This is a genomic window from Streptomyces sp. NPDC008086, from assembly GCF_042957325.1.
Taxonomy (GTDB): domain Bacteria; phylum Actinomycetota; class Actinomycetes; order Streptomycetales; family Streptomycetaceae; genus Streptomyces.
This window is the reverse complement of the sequence record NZ_JBIBIA010000011.1, coordinates 20,478-36,838: the sequence shown is the minus strand read 5'-3', so window position 1 is coordinate 36,838 and position 16,361 is coordinate 20,478. Positions and strand designations below refer to the sequence as shown.

The 16,361-nt window shown below is 71.3% G+C and carries 16 protein-coding genes, 1 pseudogene and 2 riboswitches; of the genes and pseudogenes, 10 read left to right on the top strand and 7 right to left on the bottom strand.

Translation table 11 applies throughout. The features are described from left to right. Positions 1-34: 34 nt before the first annotated feature. Positions 35-1,672 (bottom strand): glycosyltransferase, encoded by a 1,638-nt coding sequence (locus ACFZBP_RS34780; RefSeq protein ID WP_391419211.1) that lies wholly within the window; start codon positions 1,670-1,672, stop codon positions 35-37. A 219-nt stretch (positions 1,673-1,891) separates the two neighbouring features. Here ACFZBP_RS34780 and ACFZBP_RS34775 point away from each other — a divergent pair, with 219 nt between their 5' ends. Then, on the top strand, positions 1,892-2,512 hold the full coding sequence (locus tag ACFZBP_RS34775; RefSeq protein ID WP_391419209.1) for a TetR family transcriptional regulator: 621 nt from the start codon (positions 1,892-1,894) through the stop codon (positions 2,510-2,512). Next, a riboswitch (TPP riboswitch) is annotated at positions 2,512-2,690 on the bottom strand. (Overlaps the previous gene by 1 nt.) Before the next feature lie 89 nt (positions 2,691-2,779). Here the strand turns inward: ACFZBP_RS34775 and ACFZBP_RS34770 are convergent. The 3 genes from ACFZBP_RS34770 to ACFZBP_RS34760 all read right to left on the bottom strand — a co-directional run bounded on the left by ACFZBP_RS34770 (position 2,780) and on the right by ACFZBP_RS34760 (position 4,901). Beyond that, complete coding sequence (locus tag ACFZBP_RS34770) at positions 2,780-3,013, bottom strand: 4Fe-4S domain-containing protein (protein WP_391419207.1); 234 nt, start codon at positions 3,011-3,013, stop codon at positions 2,780-2,782. Positions 3,014-3,016: 3 nt separating this feature from the next. Beyond that, positions 3,017-4,474, bottom strand: a complete 1,458-nt coding sequence (locus tag ACFZBP_RS34765) for an aldehyde dehydrogenase family protein (RefSeq protein WP_391419205.1) — start codon at positions 4,472-4,474, stop codon at positions 3,017-3,019. Between the two features lie 109 nt (positions 4,475-4,583). Continuing rightward, on the bottom strand, positions 4,584-4,901 hold the full coding sequence (locus tag ACFZBP_RS34760; protein WP_391419203.1) for a hypothetical protein: 318 nt from the start codon (positions 4,899-4,901) through the stop codon (positions 4,584-4,586). A gap of 71 nt (positions 4,902-4,972) precedes the next feature. Between ACFZBP_RS34760 and ACFZBP_RS34755 the strand changes: the two genes are divergently transcribed. The 7 genes from ACFZBP_RS34755 to ACFZBP_RS34725 all read left to right on the top strand — a co-directional run bounded on the left by ACFZBP_RS34755 (position 4,973) and on the right by ACFZBP_RS34725 (position 12,770). Next, positions 4,973-6,001 carry an MBL fold metallo-hydrolase gene (locus tag ACFZBP_RS34755; protein WP_391419201.1) on the top strand — a complete coding sequence of 343 codons (1,029 nt, stop codon included), beginning with the start codon at positions 4,973-4,975 and terminating at the stop codon, positions 5,999-6,001. Between the two features lie 144 nt (positions 6,002-6,145). Further along, positions 6,146-6,223: riboswitch (cobalamin riboswitch) on the top strand. A 135-nt stretch (positions 6,224-6,358) separates the two neighbouring features. Next, the gene (locus tag ACFZBP_RS34750; protein ID WP_391419198.1) at positions 6,359-7,594 is read left to right on the top strand and encodes a prenyltransferase/squalene oxidase repeat-containing protein; all 1,236 of its coding nucleotides are present in this window, start codon (positions 6,359-6,361) and stop codon (positions 7,592-7,594) included. Next, positions 7,591-8,235, top strand: a complete 645-nt coding sequence (locus ACFZBP_RS34745; protein ID WP_391419194.1) for an SCO2322 family protein — start codon at positions 7,591-7,593, stop codon at positions 8,233-8,235. Before ACFZBP_RS34750 ends, ACFZBP_RS34745 begins: the two co-directional genes overlap by 4 nt. Next, the gene (locus ACFZBP_RS34740; protein WP_391419192.1) at positions 8,228-9,400 is read left to right on the top strand and encodes a CbiQ family ECF transporter T component; all 1,173 of its coding nucleotides are present in this window, start codon (positions 8,228-8,230) and stop codon (positions 9,398-9,400) included. The genes ACFZBP_RS34745 and ACFZBP_RS34740 overlap by 8 nt, the downstream gene beginning before the upstream one ends. Continuing rightward, a complete protein-coding gene (locus ACFZBP_RS34735) occupies positions 9,397-11,142 on the top strand; it encodes an ATP-binding cassette domain-containing protein (protein ID WP_391419190.1) in 1,746 nt (581 codons plus the stop codon). The genes ACFZBP_RS34740 and ACFZBP_RS34735 overlap by 4 nt, the downstream gene beginning before the upstream one ends. Continuing rightward, on the top strand, positions 11,139-11,996 hold the full coding sequence (locus ACFZBP_RS34730; RefSeq protein WP_391419187.1) for an ECF transporter S component: 858 nt from the start codon (positions 11,139-11,141) through the stop codon (positions 11,994-11,996). The genes ACFZBP_RS34735 and ACFZBP_RS34730 overlap by 4 nt, the downstream gene beginning before the upstream one ends. Positions 11,997-12,353: 357 nt before the next feature. Further along, positions 12,354-12,770 (top strand): transglycosylase SLT domain-containing protein, encoded by a 417-nt coding sequence (locus tag ACFZBP_RS34725; protein WP_391419463.1) that lies wholly within the window; start codon positions 12,354-12,356, stop codon positions 12,768-12,770. A gap of 178 nt (positions 12,771-12,948) precedes the next feature. On the opposite strand, the gene ACFZBP_RS34720 is transcribed toward ACFZBP_RS34725, so the two are convergent. Beyond that, positions 12,949-14,184 (bottom strand): cytochrome P450, encoded by a 1,236-nt coding sequence (locus ACFZBP_RS34720; RefSeq protein ID WP_391419461.1) that lies wholly within the window; start codon positions 14,182-14,184, stop codon positions 12,949-12,951. Positions 14,185-14,395: 211 nt separating this feature from the next. On the opposite strand from ACFZBP_RS34720, the gene ACFZBP_RS34715 reads away from it, so the two are divergent. Then, positions 14,396-15,565 carry a steroid 3-ketoacyl-CoA thiolase gene (locus ACFZBP_RS34715; protein ID WP_391419185.1) on the top strand — a complete coding sequence of 390 codons (1,170 nt, stop codon included), beginning with the start codon at positions 14,396-14,398 and terminating at the stop codon, positions 15,563-15,565. A gap of 9 nt (positions 15,566-15,574) precedes the next feature. Further along, entirely contained in the window at positions 15,575-15,931 is a 357-nt protein-coding gene (locus ACFZBP_RS34710) for a hypothetical protein (RefSeq protein WP_391419182.1), read from the top strand. Positions 15,932-15,941: 10 nt separating this feature from the next. Here the strand turns inward: ACFZBP_RS34710 and ACFZBP_RS34705 are convergent, their stop codons facing one another. Both ACFZBP_RS34705 and ACFZBP_RS34700 read right to left on the bottom strand, forming a co-directional pair. After that, on the bottom strand, positions 15,942-16,214 hold the full coding sequence (locus tag ACFZBP_RS34705; protein WP_391419179.1) for a DUF397 domain-containing protein: 273 nt from the start codon (positions 16,212-16,214) through the stop codon (positions 15,942-15,944). Then, positions 16,174-16,361, bottom strand: a pseudogene (locus ACFZBP_RS34700) (XRE family transcriptional regulator); the annotation flags it as partial. The pseudogene ACFZBP_RS34700 and the gene ACFZBP_RS34705, both read right to left, overlap by 41 nt.

Sequence of the window (16,361 nt, the reverse complement as noted above, 5' to 3'; positions counted from 1 at the left end):
GCGGGGCGGGGATGGAGGATCGTCGGCGCGGCGCTCACTGGGCGACCTCGGTGACGCGGGCGGCCGTACCGGCCCTGGCGATCTCGGCGACACCGGCAGGCTCGCCAGCTGCTTCGGCCTCGGCCGACCGGGCGGACTCGCCGCTCTTGGCGGCCTCGGCCAGTCGAGCGGAGTCGCCATCCTCGGCAGCCGCGGTCATGCGGCCGGGCGCGCCGGCCTCGACGGCGGCCTCGTTCACCCTTGCTCGTGTGGCATCGGAGGCCGCGGCGCGGTCGAGGGCCGAAGCCGCGGAGCGGTCGCGGGCCGAATCCGCAGAGCGGCGATGTGCGGGCTCGCCCGCGGACCGGCGGGAGGTGTCGCCCGCGGAGCGGGCTATGGCCTCGCGGTACCGGGCCACCGTGCCCTCGGCGGCCCGTGCCCAGGTGAAGTGCTCCAACACCCGCTCTCGCCCGGCGCGGCCCAGCCGTACGCGCAGGTCCGGGTCCCCCAACAGGCGGCTCAGCGCGGCGGCCAGCGCCCCGGGCTCCCCCGGGGGCACCGCCAGACAGGTCTCGCCGTCGCGCCCGGCGACCTCGGGGATCGCCCCGCCGGTCGTGGCGACCAGCGGCGTTCCCGTGGCCATGGCCTCGGCGGCCGGCAGCGAGAAGCCCTCGTACAGCGACGGTACGCACGCGACCTGCGCGGAGCGGACCAGGTCGACGAGTTCGGCGTCGGAGATGCCCTTGACGAACTCGACGGCGCCTTCGAGGCCGTACCGTGCCATCGCCTGGGCGACCGGACCCTCCTCGGGGCGCTTGCCGACGACGACGAGGTGGGCGTCGGGCTGCTCGGCGCGGACCTTGGCGAGCGCCTCGACGAGGAAGACCAGGCCCTTGAGCGGGACGTCGGCGCTGGAGGTCGTGACGATCCGGCCGGGGACCTGCCGTACGGACGGATCCGGCGAGAACAGGTCGGTGTCCGCGCCGATGTGCACGACGTGGATGCGGTCCTGCCGTACGCCGAGGTGGTCGACGATCTCCGCGCGGGAGGTGCCGGACACGGTCAGCACCGACGGCAGGCGGCGGGCCACCCGCTTCTGCATGCGGGTGAAGGCGTACCACCGGCGTACCGACATCCGTCGCTGCCAGCCCTGCGCCGCGTCCAGTTCCAGTTGGCGGTCGACGGTGATGGGGTGGTGGATGGTGGTGACGAGGGGCGCGCCGATGTCGCCCAACAGCCCGTATCCCAGCGTCTGGTTGTCGTGCACGACGTCGAAGTGGCCTCGCCTGGCCCGCAGATGGCGGCGGGCGCGCAGGGAGAAGGTCAGCGGCTCGGGGAAGCCGCCGGTCCACATGGTCGCCACTTCCAGCGCGTCGACCCAGTCGCGGTACTCGTCACGGCCCGGCGTGCGGAAGGGGTCGGGCTGGCGGTAGAGGTCGAGGGAGGGGAGTTCGGTGAGGGCCAGCCGGCCGGCGTAGTCCGCGCCCTCGTCGAGGACGGGGTAGGGCTGGGAGCCGATGACCTCGACGCGGTGTCCGAGGCGGGCCAGTTCGCGGGAGAGGTGCCGTACGTAGACGCCCTGGCCGCCACAGAACGGGTTCCCTTTATAGGTGAGAAGCGCGATGTCGAGCGGTCGCCCGCCGTCGGCGGCAGGGTCCTGCGAGGGCCCGGCCTCCCTGGCCTCAGCGGTCACTCCGGACCCCCTTCTCCCTGCGTTCTCCCTGCGATGTCCCGCGAGATTACGCGGGACGCTAATCTAGAACAAGTTTCAGACTTGATCGTTCAAGAGGCTCCGAATCTACCGGCAGGTAGCGCCGCTGTGAGCGATGGATCGGGTGATTCACGCCACGGCCGAGCGCTGGCATGCTCGGTCCGGTCACCCAGCCTCACCGACTGTCACGGAACGGGATCCATGCCTGCGGAAGTCAGTAGCGCGAGCCCCTCCTCACCGCCTCTCACCGAGCGGCAGGAGGCCCGCCGCCGACGCATCCTGCACGCCAGCGCGCAGCTCGCCAGCCGGGGCGGTTTCGACGCGGTGCAGATGCGGGAGGTCGCGGAGTCCTCGCAGGTGGCGCTGGGCACGCTGTACCGCTACTTCCCGTCCAAGATCCATCTGCTGGTCGCCACGATGCAGGACCAGCTGGAGCACATGCACGGCACGCTGCGCAAGAAGCCGCCGCAGGGGGAGACGGCGGCGGAGCGGGTCGCGGAGACGCTGATGCGCGCCTTCCGCGCCCTTCAGCGCGAGCCGCACCTGGCCGACGCGATGGTGCGGGCCCTGACCTTCGCCGACCGCAGCGTCTCCCCCGAGGTCGACCAGGTCTCCCGGCAGACGACGGTGATCATCCTGGACTCGATGGGTCTCGAGAACCCGACCCCGGAGCAGCTCTCCGCCGTCCGCGTCATCGAGCACACCTGGCACTCGGCCCTGATCACCTGGCTGTCGGGCCGGGCCTCTATCGCCCAGGTGAAGATCGACATCGAGACGGTGTGCCGGCTGATCGATCTGACCGACCCGGAAGGGCACAGGTAAAACCTACGAGACGGGTTCCCTTCGCCGGTATTGTCCGGATCAGGTTCTGGGGGTCGCCTTCCGGCCCTGCTGCTGCCTTCCGGCCTCTCAGCCCGGACCGTCGACGTCGGCACCGGCGGAAACCGTCTGCTTCCTGCCAGAGTCGGCTACTCCGGTTCGGACTCCCTCACTCGTCCCGTAGGCCATTACCAGGATAGAACGCCTGGGGCAATACAGAACACCCCAAAGGGGATATTTTTTTACGGTCGGGCACAGTCCCGCTCCGCCCTACTCCTCCGGCGGGAACACCGGCTCCCCACTCCCCAGCACCGTGATCACGATCGCCTCCACCGGGCAGCTCTCCGCCGCGGCCAGGATCCTCTCGTTGGCGTCCGTCTCCGGGTCGGCCGGGTGGGACTGGCGGGCGGTGTCGAGCTGGAAGCCGTCGGGGGCGTGGTGGACGCACTGGGCCGAGCCGATGCACACCGACCGGTCGACCTCGATGTGCCAGCGGTCGCCCATTCCCTACGCCTCCCAGCCCGCCGGGAGGTGGATCATCTTGTGCTCCAGGTACTCGCCGAAGCCCTCGGGGCCGAACTCCCGCCCCAGTCCGGAGTTCTTGTAGCCGCCGAACGGGCCCAGCATGTCCAGGCTGAAGGTGTTGACCGAGTAGGTACCGGTACGGACCTGGCGCGCGACCTCGATGCCGTGGCCGGTGTCGGCCGTCCAGACGCTGCCGCTCAGGCCGTAGTCGGAGTCGTTCGCGATCTTCACGGCCTCGGACTCGTCGCCGTAGGGCAGCAGGCAGATGACGGGGCCGAAAATCTCCTCCCGCGCGATCCGCATGGAGTTGTCGACGTCCCCGAAGAGGGTCGGCTCGACGTACCAGCCCTTCTCCTGCCCGGCCGGACGTCCGCCGCCGGTGAGGATCTTGGCGCCCTCCTCCTGGCCGATCCGGATGTAGTCGAGGTTCCTGCGCTGCTGCCGCCGCGCCACCAGCGGGCCCACCTGGGTCGCCGGGTCCAGCGGGTCGCCGACCACCAGCGCGCCGGCCGCCGCGGCGAAGGCCTCGGCGAACTCGTCGTAGCGGGAGCGCGGGAGCAGGATCCGGGTCTGGGCCACACAGGCCTGGCCGTTGTTCATCCAGGCCGCCGGGACGACTCCGGCGACGGTCGCCTCGACGTCCGCGTCCGGCAGGACGACGGCCGCGGACTTGCCGCCCAACTCCAGTGTCACGCGGGTGAGATTGCGGGCGGCGACCTCCATGACGCGCTTGCCGGCCGCGACGGAACCGGTGAAGGAGACCTTGTCGACGGACGGGTGCCCGACCAGGTACTCGCTCACCTCGCGGTCGGCCGGGAGGATGGACAGGACCCCCTCCGGCAACCCGGCGTCCTTGGCGATCTCGGCGAGGAGATAGGCGTCGAGCGGCGACTCCGGGGACGGCTTCAGCACCACCGCGCAGCCGGTGAGCAGCGCGGGCGCGAGCTTGGCGGCGGCGACGAACTGCGGGACGTTCCAGGGGACCACGGCCGCGACGACGCCGACCGGCTCGCGGCGGACGAGGATCTTGCCGAGGACGCCGTCGCGCTGCTCCTCGTACGTGAAGTTCCGCGCGACCGTGATCGCCGCGTCCCACACCATCATCGCGCCGAGCGCCTGGGCGAGGACGCTCCAGGAGTACGGGGAGCCGTTCTCGGAGGAGATGACACGGGCGATCTCCTCGTGCCGTACGGCGATTCCGTCCTTGATGCGGGTGACGACCTCGATCCGCTCGTCGAGGCTCATCCGCGGCCAGGGTCCCTCGTCGAACGCCTTCCGCGCCACCGCGACCGCCCGGTCGACGTCGGCGGGCGAGGCGTGCGGGACGCGTCCGATGACCTCTTCCGTGTGCGGCGAGACGACCTCGATGACGTCCTTGCCCAGGGGGTCGGTCAACTCCCCGCCGATGATCAGCTGTCCGTGTTCCACGAGCTCGGTCATGGCCGACGCCTCCTGCGGAGCTGGAGCGGATTCCTTGGTTTCTGACGCTGTTTCAGGAACTGATACCAGTTCCACCCTGAGGAGTCCACGGACCGCACACACCTCGGGCCTACGCTGGCCGGTCCGGGGCGGAGAAGGGGAAGGGGCCGGCGATGGCGGCGAGCAGACGACACTGGGCGGCGTTCGCCTCGGCCATGACGGTGGCCGTCGGCGGCGCGGTGTGGACGGGGTCGTCCTGGGACGACGTCACGCGTGGCAACGGGGTTTCGGTGCACCGGGAGACGAAGAGCCCCGAGGAGATCAGGGAGTACTGGACCCCCGAGCGGGTCAGGCGTGCCGAGCCGGCGGAGATGCCGACCTGGAACCCCTGCGAGCACTTTCCTTCCTCGCTCGCGCCACGTTGTTGGTAGATGACTCGGGCTCCCATCGAAACCCGTTCTAGTTATAGTGACCGGGAGTCCTTCACGGCCGGGACATGTCGCGGCGATAGGGGAGCCCATGGCGACGGTGTACGACCACGGCGGCGGCGTGAAGTCCATCGAGGTCCCCATCCCGGACAACCCGCTCGGCCACACCCTCGTGTACGTCGTCGACACCGACCGCGGCCCGGTCCTCGTCGACACCGGCTGGGACGACCCGGCGTCCTGGGACACGCTGGCCGATGGGCTCGTGGCCTGCGGCACGGCCCCCGGTGAGATCCACGGCGTGGTGATCACGCACCACCATCCGGACCACCACGGGCTGTCGGGCAAGGTGCGTGAGGCCTCCGGCGCGTGGATCGCGATGCACGCGGCGGACGCGGCGATCGTACGGCGCACCCGCGCGACCCGGCCGGGGCGCTGGTTCTCCTACATGGCGGCCAAGCTCACCGCGGCCGGCGCCCCCGACGCCCACGTGGCCCCCCTGCACAACGCTCACCGCCCGAGCACCCTCCCCGGGCTCTCCCCCGCCGCCCCTGACCGCGAGATCGTCCCCGGCGAACTCCTCGACCTCCCCGGCCGCCGCCTGCGCGCGATCTGGACGCCGGGCCACACCCCCGGCCACGTCTGCCTGCACCTGGAGGAGGACCACCCGGCCCGACTCCCGGGGCACGGCCGCCTGTTCTCCGGCGACCACCTCCTCCCCGAGATCACCCCGCACATCGGCCTGTACGAGGACCCCGACGACACGACCGTCACCGACCCCCTCGGCGACTACCTCGCCTCCCTCGAACGCGTCGCCCGCCTCGCCCCCGCCGAGGTCCTCCCGGCCCACCAGCACACGTTCACCGACGCCCCGGCCCGCGTACAGGAGTTGCTGACCCACCACGAGTCCCGCCTCACCGACCTCCAGGCCCTCCTCGCCACCCCCCTCACCCCCTGGCAACTCGCGGAACGCATGGAGTGGAACCGCCCCTGGTCCCAGATCCCCTACGGCTCCCGGAACATCGCCATCGCGGAGGCCGAGGCACATCTGCGCCGCCTGGTGAAGCTGGGACGCGCGCAGGCGCTGACGGGGAGCGAGCCGGTGACGTACGTGGCGGTGTGAAGGAACACCGGACACCGAACCGAGCAGCCGACGCCCCGCACCCCCGGTGATCCCCATGCGGCCGAACCCACCGTCGCTCGCGGCCTCCCCTCGGGCGCTTCCCTACGGGCCGGTAGAGTGGCCGCGTCGTCATCACACCCGTACAGGGGGAAGCCGGTGCAAATCCGGCGCTGACCCGCAACCGTGAACCGGTCGAACGCAGGCCGGTGAGCCGGATCGCCCCGTACGGATTCGTGACCGGCTCACGTGCCCCGGCAGCCCGCCGGAGCACGGCACCGTCGAGGTATACGGAGCCGAGCCGCCCGGGGGTCTCCCCTGTGCTGCCCGGCCCCTTTGAGGGAAGGGCATCCGCCGATCATGTACGTCCGCCGCAGCGCCGCGGTCCTGGCCGCCGTCACCGTGATCGGCACGGTCACGCCCGCCTTCGCCGCCGACCCGTCCCCGTCGGCCTCCGTCGCCCTCCCGTCCGGGCTGTACGGCACCACGGACCCCACGTACGACGGCGTGTGGCGCCAGTCGCTCGCGCTGCTCGCGCAGGACACGGTGGACGTGAAGCCGGCCGCGAAGGCCGTGGACTGGCTCACCGGGCAGCAGTGCGCCGACGGCGGGTTCGCCCCGTTCCGCGCCGACGTCTCGAAGGCCTGCGACGCGAAGACCCCCGTCGACACCAACAACACGGCCGCCGCCGTCCAGGCCCTCGCCGCGCTCGGCGGCCACGACACGGCGACCGGCAAGGCCGTGGACTGGCTGAAGTCCGTGCAGAACAAGGACGGCGGCTGGGGATACCTGCCGGGCGGCGCGAGTGACGCGAACTCGACGTCCGTCGTGATCGGCGCGCTGGCCGCCGTCGGCGAGAAGCCCGCGGCCGTGCGCAAGGCGGGCAGGTCGCCCTACGACGCCCTGCTGAAGCTGTCCCTGCCGTGCGGTGACGGCGACGCGGGGGCGTTCGCGTTCCAGCCCGACAAGAAGGGCGCGCTGGCGGCCAACGCCGACGCGACCGCCGCGGGCGTGGTGGGCGTCCTCGGCCAGGGGCTCGTGGCGACCGCGGGCAAGGCGCCCGCGAGCACCCGGGAGTGCCTCGGCGGCAAGGCCCCGACGCCCGCCGACGCGGCCCTCAACGGTGCCGTCCACCTCGCCCAGGACATGAGCGGGACCGGCTACCTGAAGTCCGTGATGCCCGGCGCCAAGGACCAGCCGGACTACGGCAACACCGCCGACGCCGTGGTGGCGCTCTCCGCCGCGGGCCTGACCCAGCGGGGCCGGGAGGTCCTGGTCTGGCTGGAGCAGCACTACGCCGCCTGGGCCGAGCAGAGCGGTCCCGCCGCCTACGCCCAGCTGATCTTCGCCGCGCACGCCGCCGGCGTCGACCCGCGTGACTTCGGCGACACGGACCTCGTCAAGCAGCTCAACGCGACGGGGCCCGCCCCGCAGTCGGCTCCGAACGCGTCGGTCACGGCCTCGGCGAAGCCCTCCGAGGACGACGAGAAGGACGACGGCGACAGCCCGTTCGGTGTCTGGTGGTACGTCGGCATCTTCCTGGTCGTCGGTATCGGCATCGGCTTCCTGCTCAGCGGCCGCAACAAGGGCAAGTGACGGTCACCGTGATCCGCCGCCGCGCTCTCACGTTCGTCCTGGCCGTGCTGGTCGTCCTGACCGGCGCCGCCCAGGCGCACGCGACCGGTTACCGCTACTGGTCCTTCTGGGACCGCGACGGCGACCGGTGGACGTACGCCACCCAGGGCCCGTCCCTCGCCCGCCCCTCCGACGGTGACGTCCAGGGCTTCCGCTTCGCCGTCAGCGAGGACTCCAGCGACGCCGCCCGGCCGCGGGGCGGCGCCGAGTTCGCCGTGATCTGTGCGCGGACGCCCGCGCGGGACGGTACGAAGCGGGTGGCTCTGGTCATCGACTTCGGTACGGCGCCGGACGCCCCGTCGGGCGAGGTCCCGCCGGCTCGCCGTACCGCGTGCGCGCGGGTGGCGCCGGAGGCGACCACGGCGGAGGCGTTGGCTTCTGTGGCGAAGCCCCTGCGGTACGACACGAATGCGTTGTTGTGCGCGATCTCGGGGTATCCGGCGAAGGGGTGTGGGGAGCAGGTCGCCGGGGGCGAGCAGAAGGACAAGGCCCCGGATGCCTCGGGCGGCGGTCCGTCTCTTGGCCTGGTGGCCGGGATCGCGGTGGTTGCTGTGCTGGGTGCGGCGGGGGTCTGGCAGGTGCGGCGGCGTCGGGATGGGTGAGGGCTCCGTAGGAAGTGGGGCGAAGGGTTGTGCGGAGGCTGCGGCGCCGTCGTGGCCGGTCGCGCCCACGCGGAGGAGCCGCACATGTCACAGCCCCGCGCCCCTGGACGGCGTTGTCCATCCCGGTGCTTGGTGGGTATGGGCACTTTCCCTCGGGGTTGCCGCCAGCCGGACCACCAATCCCCTCCTCCTCGCCCTCCTCATCGCGACCTCCGCCTACGTCGTGGCGACCTGTCGCTCGAACGCGCCCTGGGCTCGCTCCTATGCCGCTTTCGTGAAGCTGGGGCTTGCTGTGCTGGCGATTCGGGTGTTCTTCGCGGTGGCGTTGGGGTCGCCCATTCCCGGTACGCACACGGTCGTCACGCTCCCCGAAGTCCCCCTCCCCGACTGGGCGCAGGGCATCCGCCTGGGCGGCACCGTGACGGCGGAAGCGCTGGTCTTCGCCCTGTACGACGGCCTGAAGCTCGCCACGCTGCTGATCTGTGTGGGCGCGGCGAACGCCCTGGCCAACCCCGCCCGGCTGCTGAAGTCGCTGCCGGGCGCACTGTACGAGATGGGTGTGGCAGTGGTCGTCGCGCTGACGTTCGCGCCGAATCTGATCGCCGATGTCCAGCGCCTGCGGGCCGCGCGTCGGCTGCGCGGCCGGCCCGACCGCGGCGTCCGGGGTCTCCTGCAGGTCGGACTCCCGGTGCTGGAGGGCGCGTTGGAGCGTTCGGTCGCCCTCGCCGCGGCGATGGACGCGCGCGGCTACGGCCGTACGGCACAGGTCCCGGCCGCCGTCCGCCGTACCACCACCGCCCTCACCCTCGGCGGTCTCCTGGGCGTCTGCGCCGGAACGTACGGTCTGCTCACCGCCCAGGGCGCCACCTACGGCCTCCCCGTCCTCCTCGCCGGACTGGCCGCCGCCCTGGCCGGCCTGTGGCTCGGCGGCCGTCGCACCCCGCGCACCCGCTACCGCCCCGACCCCTGGGGCGCCCGGGCCTGGCTGATCACCACCTCCGGCATCACGGTCGCCGCGCTCCTCACCCTGTCCGCCTCCCGGGACCCCGCGTCCCTGCACCCCGGCGTGGTCCCCCTGACAACCCCCACCCTCCCTCTCTGGCCCGCAGCAGCCGTACTCCTGGGCCTCCTGCCTGCCCTCCTCACCCCCAAGGAGCCCTCGTGATCCGCTTCGAGGAGGTGTCCGTGACATACGACGGCGCCCTCGAACCCATCGTCCAGGGCATCGACTTCGAGGTGCCCGAGGGCGAGCTGGTCCTGCTGGTCGGGCACTCGGGGGTAGGCAAGTCGACGGTGCTCGGTGCCGTCAGTGGGCTCGTGCCGCACTTCACCGGTGGCACGTTGCGCGGCCGGGTCACGGTGGACGGCCGTGACACGCGTACCCACAAGCCCCGCGAACTGGCCGACGTCGTGGGCACGGTCGGCCAGGATCCGCTCTCCCACTTCGTCACGGACACGGTCGAGGACGAACTCGCCTACGGGATGGAGTCGTTGGGGCTCGCTCCCGGCGTCATGCGGCGGCGCGTCGAGGAGACCCTCGACCTCCTCGGCCTCACCGACCTCCGCAACCGCCCCATCGCGACCCTCTCCGGCGGCCAGCAGCAACGCGTCGCCATCGGCTCGGTCCTCACCCCCCACCCCAAGGTCCTCGTCCTCGACGAGCCCACCTCCGCCCTGGACCCCGCCGCCGCCGAAGAGGTCCTCGCGGTCCTCCAACGCCTCGTCCACGACCTCGGCACGACGGTTCTGATGGCCGAACACCGCCTGGAACGGGTCATCCAGTACGCCGACCAGGTCGTCCTGCTCCCGGCCCCCGGTGAGCCCCCGACTCTGGGCACCCCGGCAGAGGTGATGGCGATCTCCCCGGTCCACCCCCCGGTGGTGGCCCTGGGCCGCCTGGCGGGCTGGAGCCCCCTGCCGCTGACGGTCCGAGACGCCCGCCGCAGGGCAGCGGACCTACGGCAACAGCTTGAGGAGCGGGACACCAACGCCCCCCAGGGGCGCGGGGCTGTGACATGTGCGGCTCCGCCGCGCGGGCGCGACCGGCCACACTCAACCCGCACCCGCCCACAACCCACACTCCCCGCCCCCCTGGTCGCCCCCCACCGCTGGTTCAAGCGCAACCGCGCCGCAACCACCCCCACCACCCCCTACGCAGCCGAAATACGGGCCCTCTCCGTAACCCGCGCCCACATCCACGCCCTACGCCGCATAGACCTCACCGTCACCCCCGGCGAAACCATCGCCCTCATGGGCCGCAACGGCGCCGGCAAATCCACCCTCCTCAACACCCTCGTAGGCCTGGTCCACCCCACGACAGGCGAGGTCCACGTCGACGGAGCCGTCCCCCACAAGACCGCCCCGAAAGACCTCGTACGCCGCGTGGGCCTGGTCCCCCAGGAACCCCGCGACCTCCTTTACGCCGACACGGTCGCGGCGGAGTGCGCCGCCGCCGACCAGGACGCCGCCGCACCCCCCGGCACCTGCCGAGCCCTCCTCGCCGACCTCCTCCCGGGCCCGGGCATCGCGGACGACGCCCACCCCCGCGACCTCTCCGAGGGCCAGCGCCTCACCCTCGCCCTGGCCGTGGTCCTGACCGCGAAGCCGCCCCTGCTCCTCCTCGACGAACCGACCCGCGGCCTGGACTACGCGGCGAAGGCCCGGCTCGTCACGCTCCTGCGCGGCCTGGCCGCCCGTGGCCACGCCATCGTGCTGGCCACGCACGACGTGGAGCTCGCCGCCGAACTCGCGCACCGGGTCGTCCTGCTGGCCGACGGTGAGGTGATCGCCGACGGCCCGACCCCGGAGGTCGTCGTCGCGTCCCCCTCGTTCGCGCCGCAGGTGGCCAAGATCCTGGCCCCGCAGAAGTGGCTCACGGTCGCCGAGGTGAGGGAGGCCCTGTCATGACCGGCGGCCACGCCCACACCAGCTGCACCCCGCCCGGCACACCCCAGGCCCGAGCCGTCCACCTCGGCCCCCGCTCCCTCACCGCCCTCACCTTGGTGAGCGCCGTCGGCGTCGCCGCCTTCGGCTGGCCGTTCCTCGCGCCGCCCGCGTCCCAGCTGAGCGCGCACGCCCAGGACGCCCCTTGGCTGTTCTCGGCGCTGCTCGTCCTCCTGGTCGCGGTCGTGTCCGCCACGATCTCCGAGTCGGGGCTCGGCCCGAAGGCGGTCGCCATGCTCGGGGTGCTGGCGGCGACGGGGGCCGCGCTGCGGCCGATCGGGGCGGGGACGGCCGGTATCGAGCCGATGTTCTTCCTGATGGTGCTCAGCGGCCGGGTCCTCGGCCCGGGGTTCGGCTTCGTCCTCGGCGGGGTGACCATGTTCGCGTCGTCGCTGCTGACGGGCGGGGTCGGGCCCTGGATGCCGTTCCAGATGCTGGCGATGGGCTGGTTCACGATGGGCGCGGGCCTGCTGCCGGGCCGGGACCGGCTGCGCGGGCGGGCGGAGCTGCTGATGCTCGCCGCGTACGGCTTTCTCGCGGCCTTCGCCTACGGCACGATCATGAACCTCGCGGGCTGGCCCTTCATGAGCGCGCTGGCCTCGAACGTCGCCTTCGACCCGACGGCGGCCGTCCCCGCGAACCTCGCCCGTTTCGTCGCGTACTGCCTGGCCACCTCGCTCGGCTGGGACCTGGGCCGGGCGCTCGTCACCGTCGTGCTGACCCTCGCGCTCGGCCCGGTGATCCTGCGGGCGCTGCGCCGGGCGACCCGCCGTGCGGCTTTCGAGAGCCCGGTCACGTTCGACGCTCCCGCAGGGTGAAGGGCTCGGCGCACACGGTCACGCCCTCACCCCCTCCCCGGTGAAGCACCCCACATGACCCACATCACCTACTATCTGCGCTAGTCGGGCAAATAGGACGCCATGTCCACGCCATAGTGTGCTCTGACCTGCGCATTGAGAGCCAGGTCACACAAACGACCTTCGCTCCGCATACGACCACAACTAGCAAATGCCCTCATTGCGGACGCCTTCCCGGCCTGGTTGTGTTGAGGACGTCGCACGGCGCCGACGTGCCCTCAGGGCCGCGGCGCCGACGTATGCCCCCGCCTCGCATCGCATCGCGTGGCTCCGGCATGCCCGCGATCCGATGTCCCCGAAGAAAGGCTCCCCGTGACCGTGTCCGTCGCTTCCTCCTTCCGCCGTGTCTCCGCCCCGAAGAAGGTCCTCACCGGTGTCGTCCTGGCGGCCGCCTCCGCCGGCACCCTGTTCGCCGCCGCGCCCTCGCAGGCCGCGACGACCGAGACCGGCTCGGCGCAGCAGATCGCGCAGAAGATGATCTCGGACTCGGCCCAGTACCAGTGCTTCTCCAAGATCGTGGACCACGAGAGCGACTGGAACGTCAACGCCACCAACGCCTCCAGCGGCGCCTACGGCCTGGTGCAGGCCCTGCCCGGCAACAAGATGGCCTCCGCCGGCTCCGACTGGAAGACCAACCCGGCCACCCAGATCAAGTGGGGCGTCGACTACATGAAGGACCGCTACGGCAGCCCGTGCGGCGCCTGGAACTTCTGGCAGTCGAACGGCTGGTACTGAGCCGACACCGCCAGACGGAACCGAAGGCGGCGGCCCCCGATCCCCGGGGCCGCCGCCTTCGCCGTGTTTCGACCGCGCGACGACCGTCTCGGACAACCGTCTCGGGGGAGGCAGGAACGGGGCGTAGGGATAGGGGGTGCTCCTGCCTCCCTCGGGACAGGTCAGGCGGTGCCGGGCTTCAGCCGGTGCTGACCTGCAGTTCCTTCACGCCGTTGATCCACGCGGAGCGAAGGCGGCGAGGGTCCCCGACCAGTCGCAGGCCGGGCATCGCGTCGGCCACGGCGTTGAAGATGAGGTCGATCTCCAGGACCGCGAGGGACTTGCCCAGGCAGTAGTGGGGGCCGCCCCCGCCGAAGCCGAGGTGGGGGTTGGGGTCGCGGGTGATGTCGAAGGTGTCGGGATTCTCGAAGACCTCGGGGTCGTGGTTCGCCGAGGCATAGAAGATGCCTACCCGCTCACCCTTCTTTATGCGCTTTCCGCCCAACTCCGTGTCCTGAGTGGCCGTCCGCTGGAAGGACACGACCGGCGTCGCCCAGCGGACGACCTCCTCGGCCGCCGTCGCCGGCCGCTCCCGCTTGTACAGCTCCCACTGCTCGGGGTGGGTCAGGAAGGCGTGCATGCCGTGGGTGATGGCGTTGCGCGTGGTCTCGTTGCCCGCAACGGCCAGCATCAGCACGAAGAACCCGAACTCGTCCGAGCGCAGGTTGCCTTCGCCCTCGGCGGCCACCAGCGTGCTGACGATGTCCTTCGCCGGGCACGCCCGCCGGTCGGCGGCCATGTTCATGGCGTACGCGATGAGTTCGGTGGCCGACTCCTGGCCGACCTCCTCGGTGATGGCGTACTCGGGATCGTCGTACGCGATCATCTTGTTGGACCAGTCGAAGATCTTGGCCCGGTCGTCCTGCGGGATGCCGATGAGCTCGGCGATGGCCTGAAGGGGCAGTTCGCAGGCGACCTCGGTGACGAAGTCGAAGGGGCCGGAGCGGTCGCGGGCGGTCGCGGCGATGTTCAGCGCGCGCGTGCGCAGGCGCTCCTCCAGGGCGCGGATGGCGCGTGGCGTGAAGACACGCTGGACGATCTGGCGGACCCGGGTGTGCTCGGGCGGGTCCATGTTCAGCAGGATCAGCCGCTGCGCGTCGATCGCGTCGCGCTCGATGTGCTCGTTGAAGCGGATGATCGCGGTGTTGAGGGTGGACGAGTACAACTCCGGGTGCGTCGAGACGTACTTGACGTCCGCGTGCCTGGTCACCGCCCAGTAGCCCTCGTCCTGGAACCCGGCCACGTTGCCCGACTGCGGGATCCAGCGGACCGGTTCGGCGCGGCGCAGCTCGGCGAACTCCGGGAGGGGTACGCGGTGGTGCAGCACATCGGGATCGGTGAAGTCGAACCCGTCGGGAAGCGCTGGACAGGGCATGGACAGCTCCTGACGGTCCATCAGCAAAGGGTCCCCGTGACGGTAGTAACGGGTTCTACAACTGGCAATAGCCATGGACGTCCCAGTTCCGCGCACACCCCTTGCCGTCACTGAACCTTCGTCAGCACACTGCAAGACAGAACTAGAACGCGTACCAGTTCCGCCAAGTCCGCCGAGTCCCCCGCAGAGCCCTCGGAGAGGATCCGCACCCATGGCTGCCGAACCCGTGATCGTCGAAGCCGTACGCACCCCGATCGGCAAGCGCGGCGGCGCGCTCGCCAATCTCCACCCCGCCTACCTGCTGGGCGAGACCTACCGCGAACTCCTGGGCCGCACCGGCATCCCCGCCGACTGTGTCGAGCAGATCGTCGGCGGCACGGTGACCCACGCCGGCGAACAGTCCATGAACCCCGCGCGCACGGCCTGGCTGACGATGGGCCTGCCCTACGAGACGGCGGCGACGACCGTCGACTGTCAGTGCGGCTCCTCGCAGCAGGCCTCGCACATGACCGCCAACATGATCGCGGCGGGCGTCATCGACGTCGGGATCAGCTGCGGCGTCGAGGCCATGTCCCGGGTGCCGCTGGGGTCGGGATCCAAGCACGGGCCCGGAAAGCCGTTCCCCGACGAGTGGAACGTCGACCTGCCCAACCAGTTCGAGGCGGCGGAACGGATCGCCCGCCACCGGGGCCTGACCCGGGAGAACGTCGACTCGCTCGGGCTGCTCTCACAGGAACGGGCCGCGGCCGCCTGGGCCGAGGAGCGGTTCAAGCGGGAGACGTTCGCCGTCCAGGTCCCCACGACGGAGGAGGAGCAGCGCGCCGGGCAGGGCATGTGGCGCCTGGTCGACAAGGACGAGGGCCTGCGCGACACCTCCATGGAGGCGCTGGCCAAACTCAAGCCGGTCATGCCGACGGCCGTCCACACGGCGGGCAACTCGTCCCAGATCAGCGACGGCGCCTCCGCCATCATGTGGGCCTCGAAACGGATGGCCCGCGCGCTGAAGCTGCGGCCGAGGGCGCGGATCGTGGCCCAGGCGCTGGTGGGATCCGACCCGCACTTCCACCTCGACGGGCCGATCGACGCGACCAAGGCGGTGCTGGGGAAGGCCGGGATGTCGCTGAAGGACATCGACCTCGTCGAGATCAACGAGGCCTTCGCGTCCGTCGTGTTGAGCTGGGCGCAGGTCTTCGAGCAGGACCTGGAGAAGGTGAACGTGAACGGTGGCGGGATCGCGCTCGGGCATCCGGTGGGGGCCACCGGGGCCCGGCTGATCACGACCGCGCTGCATGAACTGGAGCGTGCGGACAAGGAGTTCGCGCTGGTGACGATGTGCGCGGGGGGTGGGCTGGCCACCGGCACGATCATTCAGCGGCTGTAGCCTCAGGGCATGAGGACGCGCACCCTGAGGTTCGGTTTGTACGCGGACGAGCAAGGGCTCGCATGGGTCAGAGGGCTCGTGGACGAGGCCGTGGGCGCACGCGAGGCCCGGCTCGTCGACGCGACGGTCGCCCGCGCGTTTCCCGAGAGCGGCATGACGACCGCCGACCTTTACGACCATCTCGCGGAACAGTGGGGATGGGAGAACCCCGGGCAGAGCAGCGGCGCCCGGGAAGCGGTCGAGCTGCGTGTGCGGTTGGCCTGTTCGCTGCGGACGTGGCGGGCGGTCCGGAAGACGGTGATCAGGGAGTTGTGCCCGGAAGGGGCCGCGCCCCACACGTGCCGGGTGCCTTGGGCCGCCGCGTGAGCGCTCCGCGCTAGTTGTGTGCCGTCCAGTTGACGAAGGTGGTGAACGCGGCGGGATCGAGGTTGAGGATCGGTCCCGCCGGGTTCTTGGAGTCGCGGATGGCGATGGTGGTGTGGGGGGTTTCGGCGATCTCGACGCAGCTGCCGTTCTGGTCGCCGCTGTGCGTGGACTTCGTCCAGGTCAGGGAGCCGGTCGTTGCGCACTCGACGCACTGGCCGCCCTCGTCCCCGCTGTAGCTGGACTTACGCCATTGGATCCCCGTCAGAATCTCGGTGCTCTCCATAACGCTCCTCCATTACGCGCCGGATCAACTCCGCCGAGTCCTTGATGGAGAGTGCGGCGGCCTGAAGATGATCGTAACGGAGCGAGCACATCTTGACGGTGGCTGGGTTTGCGGTCGGATGCCCGCTGCCGCCGTAGCCCTCCGTGC